Origin of the sequence: Streptococcus sp. 5346, assembly GCF_013277455.1 — a bacterium.
In the GTDB taxonomy this organism is placed as follows: Bacteria; Bacillota; Bacilli; order Lactobacillales; family Streptococcaceae; genus Streptococcus.
Window position 1 is genome coordinate 60,218 of the sequence record NZ_VMMY01000014.1, and the last position, 16,371, is coordinate 76,588.

11 protein-coding genes and 1 other RNA gene are annotated in these 16,371 nt (G+C 39.9%); 8 read left to right on the forward strand and 4 right to left on the reverse strand.

What is annotated here, in order from left to right; translation table 11 throughout:
* Nucleotides 1–29: 29 nt before the first annotated feature.
* Together HT732_RS08520 and HT732_RS08525 are read right to left on the reverse strand one after the other, a co-directional pair.
* Nucleotides 30–512 carry an S-ribosylhomocysteine lyase gene (locus HT732_RS08520; protein WP_000032562.1) on the reverse strand — a complete coding sequence of 161 codons (483 nt, stop codon included), beginning with the start codon at nt 510–512 and terminating at the stop codon, nt 30–32.
* A 94-nt stretch (nt 513–606) separates the two neighbouring features.
* On the reverse strand, nt 607–2,091 hold the full coding sequence (locus HT732_RS08525) for a DUF1846 domain-containing protein (protein ID WP_173254608.1): 1,485 nt from the start codon (nt 2,089–2,091) through the stop codon (nt 607–609).
* Between the two features lie 152 nt (nt 2,092–2,243).
* Here HT732_RS08525 and HT732_RS08530 point away from each other — a divergent pair, with 152 nt between their 5' ends.
* From HT732_RS08530 to HT732_RS08550, 5 genes are all read left to right on the forward strand, one after another.
* Nucleotides 2,244–3,854, forward strand: a complete 1,611-nt coding sequence (locus HT732_RS08530) for an alpha-glucosidase (RefSeq protein ID WP_173254609.1) — start codon at nt 2,244–2,246, stop codon at nt 3,852–3,854.
* Between the two features lie 275 nt (nt 3,855–4,129).
* Nucleotides 4,130–6,097 (forward strand): peptide ABC transporter substrate-binding protein, encoded by a 1,968-nt coding sequence (locus tag HT732_RS08535; RefSeq protein ID WP_050222427.1) that lies wholly within the window; start codon nt 4,130–4,132, stop codon nt 6,095–6,097.
* A gap of 226 nt (nt 6,098–6,323) precedes the next feature.
* Nucleotides 6,324–8,282 (forward strand): peptide ABC transporter substrate-binding protein, encoded by a 1,959-nt coding sequence (locus HT732_RS08540; protein WP_173254610.1) that lies wholly within the window; start codon nt 6,324–6,326, stop codon nt 8,280–8,282.
* A gap of 332 nt (nt 8,283–8,614) precedes the next feature.
* Nucleotides 8,615–9,715, forward strand: a complete 1,101-nt coding sequence (gene glf, locus HT732_RS08545) for a UDP-galactopyranose mutase (protein ID WP_173254611.1) — start codon at nt 8,615–8,617, stop codon at nt 9,713–9,715.
* A 234-nt stretch (nt 9,716–9,949) separates the two neighbouring features.
* Nucleotides 9,950–11,929 carry a peptide ABC transporter substrate-binding protein gene (locus HT732_RS08550; RefSeq protein WP_050278989.1) on the forward strand — a complete coding sequence of 660 codons (1,980 nt, stop codon included), beginning with the start codon at nt 9,950–9,952 and terminating at the stop codon, nt 11,927–11,929.
* 201 nt (nt 11,930–12,130) lie between these two features.
* Here HT732_RS08550 and pbp1a read toward each other — a convergent pair whose 3' ends face one another.
* Both pbp1a and recU read right to left on the reverse strand, forming a co-directional pair.
* The gene (gene pbp1a / locus HT732_RS08555; RefSeq protein ID WP_173254612.1) at nt 12,131–14,311 is read right to left on the reverse strand and encodes a penicillin-binding protein PBP1A; all 2,181 of its coding nucleotides are present in this window, start codon (nt 14,309–14,311) and stop codon (nt 12,131–12,133) included.
* Nucleotides 14,308–14,904 (reverse strand): Holliday junction resolvase RecU, encoded by a 597-nt coding sequence (recU, locus tag HT732_RS08560; protein ID WP_000248774.1) that lies wholly within the window; start codon nt 14,902–14,904, stop codon nt 14,308–14,310. Before recU ends, pbp1a begins: the two co-directional genes overlap by 4 nt.
* Nucleotides 14,905–14,970: 66 nt before the next feature.
* On the opposite strand from recU, the gene HT732_RS08565 reads away from it, so the two are divergent.
* From HT732_RS08565 to rnpB, 3 genes are all read left to right on the forward strand, one after another.
* On the forward strand, nt 14,971–15,498 hold the full coding sequence (locus HT732_RS08565) for a DUF1273 domain-containing protein (RefSeq protein WP_173254613.1): 528 nt from the start codon (nt 14,971–14,973) through the stop codon (nt 15,496–15,498).
* Nucleotides 15,499–15,567: 69 nt separating this feature from the next.
* Nucleotides 15,568–15,909, forward strand: a complete 342-nt coding sequence (gene gpsB / locus HT732_RS08570) for a cell division regulator GpsB (protein ID WP_173254615.1) — start codon at nt 15,568–15,570, stop codon at nt 15,907–15,909.
* Between the two features lie 20 nt (nt 15,910–15,929).
* Nucleotides 15,930–16,310: RNase P RNA component class B (gene rnpB, locus HT732_RS08575), an RNA gene on the forward strand.
* The last annotated feature ends 61 nt before the right edge of the window (nt 16,311–16,371 follow it).

A 16,371-nucleotide genomic window follows, 5' to 3' on the forward strand; every position in this document is an offset into this window, starting at 1 on the left:
AGCTGAAAAAACTGGTTCCTTTTTTGTGTTTAAATCACATGACGTTCAAAGGCATCATCTGAAATCCCTTGTTCCAAGATGAGTTTCGCCCATTCTTTAGCAGAGAAGAGGCTGTGGTCCTTATAGTTTCCGCAAGATTCGATGGTTGTTCCAGGAACATCTTCCCAAGTAGTGGTTTCAGCGATTTCCTTAAGCGAATCCTTGATAACAGCTGCAATCTCGGCGCTGGTATGGCGCCCCCACATAATCATGTGGAAGCCTGTGCGACAACCAAATGGTGAGCAGTCAATCATGCCGTCAATGCGGGTACGGATGAGTTTGGCCAAGAGGTGCTCGATAGTGTGAAGGCCGGCAGTAGGGATCGAGTCTTCATTGGGTTGCACTAAACGAATATCATAATTGGAGATGACATCTCCCTTTGGCCCTGTTTCTTCCCCGATCAAGCGAACATAGGGTGCTTTGACAATGGTGTGGTCAAGTTCAAAACTTTCAACAATAACTTCTTTTGACATGGTAAATCCTTTCAGTTTTCTTCTTTCATTATATCATAAAGGTTGCTCCTGAGACAGAGAGAAAACCTCTCCGACTGTGGAGAGGTTTGAATCGTTATTTACGATACAAGCGGTCGTATTGGTAGTAAGGGTCAAAGGTTACGTTGATACCCAGTTTACGAAGGACATTCTTATCTTCATCAGTCAAGATGATGGTTGAGTGGGCTTCGCTTCCTTTGAGGTTGCCAAGTTCTTCCATAGCACGAGCAGCATCAGAATTTTCTGTAGCTGTGATGGCAAGTGCAATCAAAATTTCATTTGAATGCAGGCGTGGATTGCGGCTACCGAGATGATCGATTTTAAGACCTTGGATTGGCTTAACAACTTCAGGTTCGATTAGTTTTACTTCCTTGGCAATGTTAGCTGATTTCTTGATGGCGTTGATCAAGGCAGCGGCTGTAGGACCAAAGAGTTCTGAGTTCTTACCAGTGACAATTTCTCCGCTTGGCAATTCAAGGGCTAGGGCTGGTCCGCCAGTTTCTTCTGCTTTTTGGCGTGCAGCAACAGCAACCTTACGGTCTGCAGGTGTGATACCGAGGTCGTTCATGAGCAACTCAATTTTCTTGACAGCTGCTTCGCCAACTTTTTCGGCTTTGAAATCAAGAACAGTTTGATAGTAGCGACGGATGATTTCTTGTTTAGAAGCTTCGATAGCAGCGTCGTTATCAGTAATAGCAAAACCAACCATGTTGACACCCATATCTGTCGGAGAAGCGTATGGAGATTTACCAAGGATACGTTCTAACATGCGCTTGAGCACTGGGAAGATTTCGATATCACGGTTGTAGTTGACAGTGGTTTCTCCGTAGGTTTGGAGATGGAAGGGGTCAATCATGTTGACATCATCAAGGTCAGCTGTGGCAGCCTCGTAGGCCAAGTTGACTGGATGATGAAGGGGAAGATTCCAAACTGGGAAGGTTTCAAATTTAGCGTAACCAGACTTGATACCATTGATTTGGTCGTGGTACATGTTTGACATACAGGTTGCCAATTTTCCAGAACCAGGTCCAGGAGCAGTTACGACAATCAAGTTGCGACTGGTTTTGATGTAGTCGTTTTTCCCCATACCTTCAGGAGAAATGATGTGGTCCATATCCGTCGGATATCCTTTGATTGGATAATGAAGATAAGAATCAATTCCATTTTTCTCAAGCTGGTTGCGGAAGGCATCTGCAGCTGGTTGGCCAGCGTACTGTGTGATGACAACAGAGCCAACAAAAATTCCTAATTCATTGAATTTATCAATCAGACGAAGAACTTCTTGGTCATAAGAAATGCCTAAGTCACCACGTGCTTTAGAATGTTCGATGTTGCTAGCATTAATGGCAATCACAACCTCAACCTGCTCTTTCAATTCTTGCAAGAGTTTGATTTTGTTGTCAGGCTCATAACCAGGAAGGACGCGAGCAGCGTGGAAATCTTCTAACATTTTGCCACCAAACTCCAAGTAGAGCTTGCCGTCAAATTGGTTAATGCGCTCCAAAATGTGGTCGCGCTGTAGATTCAAATATTGTTCAGAACTAAAAGCTTGTTTTTTCATTTTTTTACCTCTGACCTCTATTATAATAAAAAATTGGAAGTTAGGAAACTATGGACTTAAAAAAGGAATCAAAAAGATTAGGCAAACGCTTGCACAAAACTCTGAAAAGCGCTATCATAGACTATAGATTATGAAGATAATGAGGTAAGAAAATGCAAGAAAAATGGTGGCACAATGCCGTAGTCTATCAAGTCTATCCAAAGAGTTTTATGGATAGCAACGGAGATGGAATTGGCGATTTGCCAGGAATTACCAGTAAGTTAGACTATCTAGCCAAGCTGGGGATTACAGCGATTTGGCTTTCTCCCGTTTATGACAGTCCTATGGATGATAATGGCTATGATATTGCTGATTATCAAGCGATTGCAGCTATTTTTGGAACTATGGAGGATATGGACCAACTGATCGCGGAAGCTAAGAAGCGTGACATTCGTATCATCATGGACTTGGTGGTCAATCATACCTCGGATGAACATGCTTGGTTTGTCGAGGCCTGTGAAAATCCTAACAGCCCTGAGCGAGACTACTATATCTGGCGCGATGAGCCCAATGATTTGGATTCTATCTTTAGTGGCTCTGCTTGGGAATACGATGAAAAGTCAGGTCAATACTATCTTCACTTTTTCAGTAAAAAACAGCCCGATCTCAACTGGGAAAATGAAAAACTTCGTCAGAAAATTTATGAGATGATGAACTTTTGGATTGATAAAGGCATTGGCGGTTTCCGTATGGATGTTATTGACATGATTGGGAAAATTCCTGACGAGAAAGTAGTCAATAATGGTCCTATGCTCCATCCCTATCTCAAGGAAATGAATCAGGCCACCTTTGGAGCTAAGAATCTCTTGACAGTAGGGGAAACCTGGGGAGCAACGCCAGAGATTGCCAAGCTCTACTCTGACCCAAAGGGGCAAGAATTGTCTATGGTCTTCCATTTTGAACATATCGGTCTTCAGTATCAGGAAGGTCAGCCTAAGTGGCACTATCAAAAAGAACTGAATATTCCTAAGTTAAAAGAAATCTTCAACAAATGGCAGACAGAGTTAGGCGTTGAGGACGGCTGGAATTCCCTCTTCTGGAACAATCATGACCTCCCTCGTATCGTCTCAATCTGGGGAAATGACCAAGAATACCGCGAAAAATCTGCCAAAGCCTTTGCAATCTTACTTCATCTCATGAGAGGAACTCCTTATATCTACCAAGGTGAGGAGATTGGGATGACCAACTATCCCTTTGAAACGCTGGACCAAGTAGAAGATATTGAATCTCTTAACTATGCGCGTGAAGCTCTTGAAAAAGGTGTTCCGATGGAAGAAATCATGGACAGTATCCGTGTCATTGGACGTGACAATGCCCGTACCCCTATGCAATGGGACGAGAGCAAAAATGCTGGTTTCTCAACAGGTCAACCTTGGTTAGCAGTGAATCCAAACTATCCAACAATCAACGTTCAAGAAGCGCTGGCAAATCCAGATTCTATTTTTTATACTTATCAGAAGCTGGTTCAAATCCGTAAGGAGAATAGCTGGCTGATTCGAGCTGACTTTGAACTCTTGGAAACAACTGACAAGGTCTTCGCCTATATCCGTAAGGACGGTGCCCGCCGCTTCCTAGTTGTGGTCAACTTGTCCACTGAAGAGCAAGTCTTTGTAGTAGAAGGAAATGTCAAATCTGTCTTGATTGAAAACACCCTAGCTCAAGAAGTCTTTGAAAAACAAATCTTGGCTCCATGGGATGCTTTCTGTGTGGAATTGACTGACTAAAATGAGAGAGATTGGGCAAAAACTCGACTTCAGGAGAAAATGAAGTAAATCTTCCCACAATAAAACGCATAGTACCAAGGTTTTCATTGTACTGACTTGATATTATGCGTTTTTTGTTTTAAAGACTTTTTTCCCAGCCTCTTTTTGCTAAAAGTTGTATAAAAAACTCTTATAAAAACATTTGTTAGAATTTTCTAACAAATTCTACAAGAAGTCTTGCATTTATAAAAAAATAGGGTATAATAGTGAAAATACTATTTTAAAGGAGATTATTTATGCAATCGAAAAAGTGGCTCTTAGGAGCAGGAGTGACCTTGAGCACAGCCATCCTTTTAACAGCTTGTGGGAAAAGTGAAAAGAATGCAGATGCTCCCAAAACATTCTCTTATGTTTATGCAGTTGATCCATCATCCTTGGATTATAGCCTTACAAGTAAAAGTTCAACTTCTGACGTAATAGGTAATGTCGTCGACGGTCTTTTAGAGAATGATAAATATGGGAATCTCATTCCTTCTCTAGCAGAGGATTGGTCAGTTTCTAAAGATGGCTTGACTTATACTTACAAATTACGTAAAGGTGTGAAGTGGTATACTTCTGAAGGAGAGGAGTATGCAGAAGTTAAGGCTCAGGATTTTGTTACAGGTCTGAAACATGCGGCAGACGGAAAATCCGATGGTCTTTCTTTGGTTGAGAAATCCATCAAAGGATTAGAGGCTTATGTTAGTGGTGAGACAAACGACTTCTCAACTGTAGGTGTGAAGGCTCTTGATGATTATACGGTAGAATATACCCTTAATAACCCGGAAAGTTTTTGGAACTCTAAAGTAACCACAGCAACCATGCTTCCTGTAAATGAAGAATTTTTGAATGCAACAGGCAAGGATTACGGAGCGCCAACTCCATCAAGTATTCTTTACAATGGCCCATATTTTTTGAAATCTTTGATTTCTAAATCTGTGATTGAATATGAAAAAAATCCTAACTATTGGGATAAGGACAATGTCAAAATTGATAATGTTAAATTGACATTCTATGATGGTTCAGATCAAGAATCCTTAATTCGTAGCTTTACACAAGGTGCCTATACCACTGCACGTCTTTTTCCAGCAAGTTCAAACTTTGAATCAACTAAGAAAGAGTACGGAGATAAGATTGTCTATAGTCCACAAGAGGCAACAAGCTACTACCTCACTGTGAACGTAAACCGCCAGTCTTACAATAAAACAGCTAAAACAGATGAGTCACAAAAAACATCAACAAAAGAAGCTCTTCTCAATAAGAACTTCCGTCAGGCTCTTAATTTTGCCTTCAATCGCCACGCCTATACAGCTCAATTAAACGGTGAAGAGGGTGCGGATAAGATTATTCGTAATAGTCTAGTGCCAGATAATTACGTTCAAGTAGCTGGGAAGACCTTCGGACAGTTGGCTCAGGATGAACTACTGAAATATGGAGAACAGTGGAAAGATGTGACTCTCACAGATGGTAAGGATACAATTTACAATCCAACAAAGGCTAAATCTGCATTTGAAAAAGCGAAGTCAGAATTGCAAGCTAAGGGAGTGAGTTTCCCGATTCATTTGGATGTGCCTGTTGAGCAAACTGATGTAGTTGCGGTTCAACAAACCAATTCGCTAAAACAATCAATTGAAGAAACGCTTGGAACGGAGAATGTCATTATAGATGTTCTTCAAATGACAGATAATGAGAAGGAAAGTATTACTTCTCAAGCTAAAGTTCCAACCCAAAAAGATTATGATTTGAACGGAACAGGTTGGGGACCAGATTACCAAGATCCAGCAACCTATCTCAATATTTTAGATGCTAAGAAGGGTTCTGCCTTGAAACATCTAGGTATAACAAAGGGCAAGGATCCTGAAGTTGTGGCGAAAGTTGGCTTGGATGAATACAAGAAGCTCTTGGATGATGCGGCTTCTGAGACAAGTAATCTTGATAAACGATACGAAAAGTATGCCAAAGCACAGGCTTGGGTTACTGATAGTTCACTTCTTATTCCAGTTGCTTCTTCAGGGGGCTCTCCTATGGTTAGTCGTACTGTTCCATTTACCAAAGCTTATTCACAGGTCGGTATTAAGGGGGATCCATTTATTTTTAAAGGAATGGAACTTCAAAATGATATTGTGACAACTAAAGAGTATGATGCGGCCTTCAAAAAGTGGCAAAAGGAAAAACTGGAATCGAATGCTCAGTATCAAAAGGATTTAGAAAAGCACATAAAATAATGTGAATGAGAATCTTGCTTTCGTTAGGTTATCAGTTAATTCATTGATATTTAAATGATAAATCGCATAAAAACAAGGGAGGACTGTATGAAAGGCAGAAATCCTTTGTTTTTTTATAACCAAGATTTATAAACTTTCATTCTCAAAATTCAATTAACTTTACAAATTCCCACTATTTTGGTAAAATAAATATATGTTATAAAAACTAACATAAAGGAGAAAGAAGATGAAGACAAAAAAGCGTGTCCTTAGTGCAGGCCTGACTTTTGCGGCTGCCTTGCTTTTAGCTGCTTGCGGACAATCAGGTTCAGATACAAAAACTTACTCATCAACCTTTAGTGGAAATCCAACTACATTTAACTACTTGTTAGACTACTACGCTGATAATACAGCCGTCATTACCAACCTAGTTGATGGTTTGCTTGAAAATGACAACCATGGAAACCTAGTTCCATCTTTGGCAGAAGACTGGTCTGTTTCAAGCGACGGTCTGACTTATACCTATAAATTGAGAAAAGATGCCAAATGGTTCACGGCTGACGGTGAAGAATATGCCCCAGTCAAGGCACAAGATTTTGTGACAGGTATCAAGTACGCAGTGGATAACAAATCACAGGCTATTGACTTGATTCAAAACTCGATCAAGGGCTTGAATGATTACATTACAGGAGCGGATTCTGATTTCTCTAAGGTTGGGGTGAAGGCCATTGACGACCAGACTGTCGAGTATACTTTGACACGCCCAGAACCTTACTGGAATTCAAAAACAACCAATAGTATTCTTTTCCCAGTAAACGAAGAGTTTTTAAACTCAAAAGGCAAAGATTTTGGCACCCTATCTCCAGATAGCATTCTCTACAGCGGACCTTATTTGTTAAAAGATTTCACATCAAAATCATCTATCGAGTATGTGAAAAATCCGCATTACTATGATCATGACAAAGTATCGATTGAACACGTGAAATTAGCTTATTTTGATGGCTCAGACCAAGAATTGACTATCCGTAACTTTGAAAGTGGAGCTTATTCAATCGCTGGGGTTTATCCAAATAGTTCTAACTTTGCCAAGACCAAGGAAAAATATAAGGATAATATCGTCTATAGCTTGCAGGACAAGACTTCTTGGTACTTCAATTTCAATGTCAACCGTAAGGCTTACAACTATACGTCTAAAACGACAGATGAGCAGAAGAAGTCGACTGAGACAGCTGTTTTGAATAAAAACTTCCGTCAAGCAGTGAACTTTGCCTTGGACCGCACAGCCTATTCTGCCCAGTCAAATGGGGAAGAGGCGGCTAGCAAGACCCTTCGTAACACCTTGGTTCCTCCTACATTTGTCCAAGTTGGAGACAAGACCTTTGGAGAAGTAGTCGCTTCTAAATTGGTCAACTATGGTACAGAATGGTCAGGTATTAACTTGGCAGATGCTCAGGATGCCTATTTCAACAAAGAAAAAGCCCAAGCAAAATTTGCGGAAGCTAAAAAAGAATTGGCAAGTCAAGGTGTGACTTTCCCTATTCACTTGGATGTGGCGGTTGATCAGACAAGTAAAAATGCCGTGACAGGTATGAACTCAGTTAAGCAGACTCTTGAGTCAGTTTTAGGTGCTGATAACATTGTCATTGATGTTCAGCAACTTTCAACAGATGATTTTAATAATGTAGCCTTCTTAGCGCCAACAGCAGCTGATCGTGACTACGATTTGAACTTTGATGGCTGGGTAGGTGACTACCAAGATCCATCAACTTATCTCAATCCTTTCAGTGCAGAGGATGGGTTCTACCTCAAGATTTTTGGACTAGATGCCAAGGAAGATAAGGAAAAAATCACTAGCCTAGGTCTGGACACCTATACTAAGATGCTCAAAGATGCAGATAGTGAAAATAAAGATGTAGCCAAACGTTACGAAAAATATGCTGAAGCACAGGCTTGGATGATTGACAATTCTCTGATTATGTCAGCCATGTCAAGTGGTGGAACAGCATCTGTAACCAAAGTAACGCCATTTACAAGAGGGTATTCATTGGTTGGTATCAAGGGTGATGGCAATAACTATAAGTACATGAAACTGCAAAAAGACACTGTGACGACCAAACAGTTTGAAGAAGCTAAGACCAAATGGGAGCAAGAAAGCAAAAAAGCAATCGAAAAAGCCCAAAAAGAAGCAGAAAAACATGTTAAATAGTTAGAAATAGCCTTTTCAAGCAAAATCATAAAGACAAACATCAGTTTTGGTGCTTGTCTTTTTAAATCACTCGGCTATTGAAAACTGAGAAATGATTTGTTTTGTGCTAAAATAGATTGAAACGAATACTCAATAAAAATCAAAGAGTAACTGGGAAGTTAGCTCAAAGTACAGCTTTGAGGTGGTAGATAGAACTGACGAAGTCAGCTCAAAATACTGTTTTGAGGTTGCAGATGGACGCTGACGTGGTTTGAAGAGATTTTCGAAGAGTATAAGATTCTCTCTTTTACTATAATTAAGGAGATGTAAAGATAAATGATAAGGGAGAGACTATGTACGACTATCTAATCGTTGGTGCTGGTTTGTCGGGAGCAATTTTTGCTTATGAAGCAACCAAGCGTGGGAAAAAAGTAAAAGTTATTGATAAACGTGACCACATTGGTGGAAATATCTACTGTGAGAATGTAGAAGGGGTTAATGTTCATAAATACGGTGCTCATATCTTCCATACTTCTAATAAAAAAGTTTGGGATTATGTGAATCAATTTGCTGAATTTAACAACTACATCAACTCGCCTGTAGCTAATTACAAGGGTAGCCTTTATAATCTCCCTTTCAATATGAATACTTTCTATGCTATATGGGGGACAAAAACTCCTCAAGAGGTCAAAGATAAGATTGCTGAGCAAACGGCTCATATGAAGGACGTTGAACCGAAAAACTTGGAAGAGCAGGCTATCAAGTTGATCGGTCCAGATATTTATGAAAAGTTGATTAAAGGATATACTGAAAAGCAATGGGGACGTTCTGCTACTGACCTTCCACCGTTTATTATTAAACGTCTACCAGTTCGTTTGACTTTTGATAATAACTACTTCAATGACCGTTACCAGGGTATTCCAATTGGTGGTTACAACGTTATCATTGAAAATATGCTCAAGGATGTGGAAGTAGAACTTGGCCTTGACTTTTTTGCCAATCGTCAGGAATTAGAAGCTTCTGCTGAAAAAGTTGTCTTTACAGGGATGATTGACCAATACTTTGATTATAAACATGGTGAGTTAGAATACCGTAGTCTTCGTTTTGAGCATGAAGTTCTTGATGAGGAAAACTATCAAGGAAATGCTGTTGTCAACTATACAGAGCGAGAAATTCCTTATACTCGTATTATTGAGCATAAACACTTTGAGTATGGTACACAAGCTAAAACGGTCATTACTCGTGAATACCCAGCTGATTGGAAACGTGGAGATGAGCCTTATTATCCAATCAATGATGAGAGAAACAATGTCCTGTTTGCTAAATATCAAGAAGAGGCAGCAACAAATGACAAGGTTATTTTCTGTGGACGTTTGGCTGATTATAAATACTACGACATGCATGTAGTCATTGAACGGGCTTTGGAAGTGGTCGAGGAAGAGTTAGGACAATAATGCAAGGATTCTGTCATTTTAGAATCTTTGCTACTTAAGATTTTTAGAAGTAAGGCCAACAAGATTGTTTTCTATCGGTCAGAAGAGAATCTCTGTTGGCTTTTTTGGCATAAATGAACAATTTTATTTTTCAGAATATATCAAATATAACAAATAACTCTTAAAATTCAGAAAATTCTATTGACAGGACTTGAAAAAGAGTCTATAATGAATAAAAAAACAAAGGAGAATACTATGAAAACAAGAAAAGTATTGGCTCTTGCGGGAGTAACCTTATTAGCAGCTGGTGTTTTAGCTGCTTGTTCTGGGGGTTCAGGCGCTCAAGGTGAAAAAACCTTTGCATTTACTTACGAGACACATCCAGATAATCTCAACTATTTGACAACTGGTAAGGCAGCAACTTCTGAGATTACTAGTAATGTAATTGATGGATTGCTTGAAAATGATAAATACGGGAACCTTGTTCCTTCATTGGCAGAAGACTGGTCGGTCTCTAAGGATGGATTGACTTATACTTATAAGATTCGTCAGGATGCCAAGTGGTATACATCTGAGGGAGAAGAGTACGCTCCTGTTAAGGCTCAGGACTTTGTAACAGGACTTAAATATGCAACAGATAAGAAAGCAGAAGCCCTTTACTTGGTACAGGATTCAATCAAAGGTCTGGATGCCTATGCCAAAGGTGAAATCACAGACTTCGCTCAAGTCGGGATTAAAGCCCTTGACGACCAAACAATCCAGTACACCTTGAACAAACCTGAAACTTTTTGGAACTCAAAAACAACCATGGGTGTGCTTGCGCCAGTCAATGAAGAGTTTTTGAACTCAAAAGGGGATGATTTTGCCAAAGCTACGGATCCAAGTAGTCTCTTGTATAACGGCCCTTATTTGTTGAAATCCATTGTGACCAAATCCTCTGTTGAATTTGCGAAAAATCCGAACTACTGGGATAAGGACAATGTGCATATTGACAAGGTCAAATTGTCATTCTGGGATGGGCAAGATACCAGCAAACCAGCAGAAAACTTTAAAGATGGTAGCCTTACAGCAGCTCGTCTTTATCCAACAAGTGCAAGTTTCGCAGAGCTTGAGAAGAGTATGAAAGACAATATCGTCTATACTCAACAAGACTCTACGACTTATCTAGTAGGGACAAATATTGACCGTCAATCTTATAAACACACATCTAAGACTAGCGAAGAACAAAAGACATCTACTAAAAAGGCTCTCTTAAACAAGGATTTCCGTCAGGCTATTGCCTTTGGTTTTGACCGTACAGCCTATGCCTCTCAGTTGAATGGAGAAACTGGTGCAAGCAAAATCTTGCGTAATCTCTTTGTACCACCAACATTTGTTCAAGCAGATGGTAAAAACTTTGGCGATATAGTCAAAGAAAAATTAGTAACTTATGGGGATGAGTGGAAGGATGTTAATCTAGCCGATTCACAAGATGGTCTTTACAATCCAGAAAAAGCCAAGGCTGAATTTGCCAAAGCTAAATCAGCTTTACAAGCAGAAGGTGTGACATTCCCAATTCATTTGGATATGCCAGTTGACCAGACAGCAACTACAAAAGTTCAACGTGTCCAATCTATGAAACAATCCTTGGAAGCAACTTTAGGAACTGATAATGTCGTTATTGATATCCAACAATTGCAAAAAGATGAATTGCTTAATGTAACTTTATTTGCTGAAAATGCTGCTGGCGAAGACTGGGATTTATCAGATAATGTCGGTTGGGGTCCAGACTTTGCCGATCCATCAACCTACCTTGATATTATCAAACCATCTGTAGGAGAAAGTACTAAAACATATTTAGGGTTTGACTCAGGGGAAGATAATGTAGCTGCTAAAAAAGTAGGTCTATATGACTACGAAAAATTGGTTACTGAAGCTGGTGATGAGACTACAGATGTTGCTAAACGATATGATAAATACGCAGCAGCCCAAGCTTGGTTGACAGATAGTGCCTTGATCATCCCAACAACTTCTAAAACTGGTCGTCCAATCTTGTCTAAGATGGTACCATTTACAATACCATTTGCATTGTCAGGAAATAAAGGTACAAGTGACCCAGTCTTGTATAAATACCTTGAAATTCAAGACAAGGCAGTTACTGCAGATGAATACCAAAAAGCTCAAGAAAAATGGATGAAAGAAAAAGCAGAATCCAATAAAAAAGCGCAAGAAGAACTTGCAAAACATGTGAAATAAAGGTAAAGGAGTTGGTTTGTAGCCGACTCCTTTATAATTCTTCGAAAATCTCTTCAAACCACGTCAGCTTCCATCTGCAACCTCAAAACAGTATTTTGAGCAACCTGTGGCTAACTTTCCTAGTTTGCTCTTTAGTTTTCATTGAGTATTAGCTATCTTGTAGTAAAAAATCCTGAGAATTTTTAACTCTCAGGATTTTTTTTACTGTTGTGGTTGTTGAACTTGTGGATTTTGTGGCGTTGGTTGTACTGGTTGTGTCGGTTGAACAGCTTGACCAGCTTGTCCTTGGCTAGGATCAGTTGCTGGAGCATTATTGGGTTGTTGACCAACCGTCGTACTTGCCTGTGTAGTTGAACTTTCAGCTGTTGTGCTTGGAGTTTCTACTGTTTGTGTTTGTTGTGTTACTGAATTATTCCATGTGTTCTTTGCGTTGTTCTGGAAGACGAATTCTCCATTTCTATACAAGCCATCTGGCATTGTCCAATCTCCAGGTTGGTCATCTTCAGAAAGGTAAGTTATCATTGAACGATAGACTTTACCAGCAACAAGGAAACCATCTCCGATGATTGGAGTTAGACGATTTGAGTATCCTGTCCAAACAGCCATTGCATATTTGCGGGTATACCCTACAAACATTTCATCTGGAGCTACGTAACCAGTGTTCTTGATATACTTTTCAATTTCTTCGTCAGTATAGTTAGAAGTACCTGTTTTACCTGCTTGTGGAAGCCAAGGTAGGTAGGCTCCACGTCCGGTTCCGTATACTAAGACAGTTTTCATCATTTCGGTCATCATATAGGCAGTAGTTTCTTTCATAGCCCGAGTACCGGCATCAGAAAATTCTTTTTCACTACCATCGCTAAAGACAACTTTATTGATGTACATTGGTTTGTGGTAAATACCGCCGTTTGCGAATGCGGCATAGGCAGTGGCCATTTTTTCACTACTTGCCCCGTACTGTTTGCTAGATTCGGTAGTATTACTTGAAATAGCATTTGAGTAATGCATGCTTGGATAGTCGATACCAAGACCATTAAGGAAGGTTTTAGCCTTATCTAGACCGACCTTATTCAAAGTCTCAACGGCTGTGACATTTCGTGATTGTTGAAGAGCATATTGCAGAGTAATGTTACCAAAATATGCTCGATCCCAGTTGTAGACAGGTGTGCTTGTTCCCGGATAGTTATAAGGAATATCATTAACCATAGTTGCAGTGGAATCATATACACCGTATTCTATGGCAGGTGCATAATCGGTGATCGGTTTCATTGCTGAACCCCAGTCACGATTGGTTTCTACAGCTTGGTTGGTGCCAAATGAAACGTTACTTGCTTGGTGACGAGCTCCAAGTTGGGCAATGACTTTACCATTTGAAACATCTACGACCGTAGATGCGACTTGCAAATCATCGTCAGGGTAAGAGACGTATTGATCGGAGTTGTAGATATCCCACAGATGTTTTTGAGCTTCTTGGTCTACATTTGTGTAAACATCCATCCCAGTAGTTAGAAGGTTATAGCCAGTTTCTTGTTCTACTTGGTCGATAACTTCTTTGAGATAATTGTCCATATATACTGGGTAGCTATTGACTGATTTCAAACTTTGGAGTCCATCAGTAATAGGGGTATTGATAGCCTTCTCATACTGTTCGGCAGAGATGTAGCCTTGACCTTTCATCTCTGAAAGTACCAAGTTACGACGGTCAAGGGCAGCTTCTGGATGAGAATAGGGATCGTATTGGTTTGGTGCCTGAGGCATTCCAGCCAGCAAGGCTAACTGAGGTAAACTTAAATTATTGAGGTCTTTACCATAGTAGTTTTGAGCTGCTGTCTGCATTCCATAGTTGCCATTAGACATGTAGACCTTATTTATATAGTAGGTCAAGATTTCTTGCTTGGTTGCTTTTTGTTCTAACTGAATCGCTAACCAAGCTTCCTGAGCCTTACGAGAAATAGTCTGGTCGGAAGTCGAGGTTGAAAAGTAAGTCAACTTAATCAACTGTTGGGTGAGAGTTGATCCACCTTGGAGGGAATTGCTTTGCAGATTGCGCAAGAAAGCTCCCAGGATACGGATGGTATCAATCCCCCTGTGGTCGAAGAAGCGATGGTCTTCGATAGAAACGATTGCCTTAACCAAATCTGTGGGAATATCATTAGCTTGGGCATTGACGCGGCGTTCAGAACCCAAGTCAGCAATGAGTTGATTTTTATTGTCGTAGATTTTACTAGAGGTTGTTGCAACTAGTTTACTCTCGGATAGGCTAGGAGCCTTGCTAACGTAGTAGAAAAAAACTCCTCCGCCTAAGACAATGGCTGCGATAACCAAGCTTAAGAAGCTAATGCTCAGATACTTGATTAGGCGCAGAATCGTTGGTTTGTTCATCTTGTTTTACCACCTAATAAATGTTCTTTGATAACATTGAGATAGGGAATTTGAGGGAAGGCACCAGCCTTGATTTCATATCCATATTCTCGAATATATCCAAGTGGCATTGATTTTTGTCCCTTATCTTGATGATAGAAGCGAATCAAATCGAATGCCGGCAATAAGTAGGTTTCTTGCTGAGAAGAAAAGTGAAGAAGGACAAAGCAGATTCCTTGTTGGGCAAGGACTTGTTCCATATGCTGAATCTGATGTGGATGAAAATTTTTCATCGGAATCGCACGTTTTTGTTTTGTTTCCTTGGCTTCAAAGTCGATGTAATATCCATTATAAACGCCAGAATAGTCCGTCGTTGAAGCTTGTCGAAAATAGGCTTCAACAATCTTGGCACGACTTCGTTGTGGATAGTCCACTCGTACGATTTGAATAGGAGTTGGTTTCTTGTGTATAACAGCCAAGCCCTGAGACAAATAGTAGTCGTTGGTAGCATTGATCATCTTTTCAAAAGACATTCCTCGATTTGCGAAATTTTTGGGTTGAGAAAGAGATGGTTGTCTTTTTTGTGATGAAAGTTTATGTGGATAGTTGACCATAATTCTCCTTATTGGTACAATAACATCACTCTATTATACCATAAATTTGCACAGAAAGGGTTAAAAATGGCTACAGCTTTGGTTTTGGGCTATTCTGCTTTTGATTTGGGTTTGTTTTCTGATAAGGATCCTCGTCTTAAATTGATAAAAAAAGCAATACGTAAAGATTTAGAGGCTATGGCAGCAGATGGGGTGTCTTGGCTTGTGTTTACAGGAAGTTTGGGTTTTGAATATTGGGTTTTAGAGGTTGCTCAGGAGATGAAAGCCGAGTACGGTTTCCAGTTGGCCACCATTTTTGCTTTTGAAACCCATGGGGAAAATTGGAATGAAGGCAATCAGATGAAACTGAGTCGTTTTAAGCAGGTAGACTTTGTCAAATATGCTTATCCTCGCTATGAGCACAAGGGGCAGTTAAGAGATTACCAGCAGTTTTTGCTGGAAAACACGACTAGTTCCTATCTTTTTTATGATGAAGAAAATGAAACGAAACTAGCTTATTTTTACCAAAAGATGAAAAATCAAGAGGACTATTTTATAAAGAGATTAACATTTGATCAATTAAATGAACTTGCTGAAAATTTTTCCGAAAATTGAAGCTTTGACCTTGATTTTTGTTTGCCTTTTTTTATATAATAATACTAGCAAGCGAGAATGGAGAGAGACATGACAAGTATTATTTTTTCAGCAAAAGATATTTTTGAACAAGAGTTTGGACGTGAAGTTCGTGGGTATAGCAAGGTAGAAGTTGATGAGTTTTTAGACGATGTCATCAAGGACTATGAAACCTATGCTGCCTTGGTTAAGTCACTTCGTCAGGAGATTGCGGATTTGAAGGAAGAATTAATTCGTAAACCGCAAGTGAGTTCGGCTCCAAGTCCTAGTCACCCAGATCCAATTGATGTGGCAGCTTCATCTTCTATGACGAATTTTGATATTTTGAAACGCTTGAATCGTCTTGAAAAAGAAGTTTTTGGTAAACAAATTTTAGACAATACTGATTTGTAATTCAGGTCTTGTTACATGCAATTTTTGGATAATCGCGTGAGGAGAATTGCTTCTCATGAGGAAAGTCCATGCTAGCACAGGCTGTGATGCCTGTAGTGTTTGTGCTAGGCGAAACCATAAGCCTAGGGACGAGAAATCGTTACGGCAGTTGAAATGGCTAAGTCCTTGGATAAGTCAGAGTAGGCTTGAAAGTGCCACAGTGACGGAGTCTTTCTGGAAACAGAGAGAGTGGAACGCGGTAAACCCCTCAAGCTAGCAACCCAAATTTTGGTCGGGGCATGGAGTACGCGGAAACGAACGTAGTATTCTGACTGCTATCAGCTAGAGCTGTTAGTGGTAGACAGATGATTATCGAAGGAAGTGGTCCTAGTCACTTCTGGAACAAAACATGGCTTATAGAAAATTGCATATAGGTTGGGGCTGAGAAATTTTCTCAACCTCATTTTTTAAAGTGGACATATA

Coding starts and splice junctions, on each gene's coding strand:
- HT732_RS08530 (WP_173254609.1), top strand. CDS start 2,244: ATGCAAGAAAAATGGTGGCACAATGCCGTAGTCTATCAAGTCTATCCA.
- HT732_RS08520 (WP_000032562.1), bottom strand. CDS start 512: ATGTCAAAAGAAGTTATTGTTGAAAGTTTTGAACTTGACCACACCATT.
- glf (WP_173254611.1), top strand. CDS start 8,615: ATGTACGACTATCTAATCGTTGGTGCTGGTTTGTCGGGAGCAATTTTT.
- recU (WP_000248774.1), bottom strand. CDS start 14,904: ATGGTCAACTATCCACATAAACTTTCATCACAAAAAAGACAACCATCT.
- HT732_RS08550 (WP_050278989.1), top strand. CDS start 9,950: ATGAAAACAAGAAAAGTATTGGCTCTTGCGGGAGTAACCTTATTAGCA.
- gpsB (WP_173254615.1), top strand. CDS start 15,568: ATGACAAGTATTATTTTTTCAGCAAAAGATATTTTTGAACAAGAGTTT.
- pbp1a (WP_173254612.1), bottom strand. CDS start 14,311: ATGAACAAACCAACGATTCTGCGCCTAATCAAGTATCTGAGCATTAGC.
- HT732_RS08525 (WP_173254608.1), bottom strand. CDS start 2,091: ATGAAAAAACAAGCTTTTAGTTCTGAACAATATTTGAATCTACAGCGC.
- HT732_RS08535 (WP_050222427.1), top strand. CDS start 4,130: ATGCAATCGAAAAAGTGGCTCTTAGGAGCAGGAGTGACCTTGAGCACA.
- HT732_RS08565 (WP_173254613.1), top strand. CDS start 14,971: ATGGCTACAGCTTTGGTTTTGGGCTATTCTGCTTTTGATTTGGGTTTG.
- HT732_RS08540 (WP_173254610.1), top strand. CDS start 6,324: ATGAAGACAAAAAAGCGTGTCCTTAGTGCAGGCCTGACTTTTGCGGCT.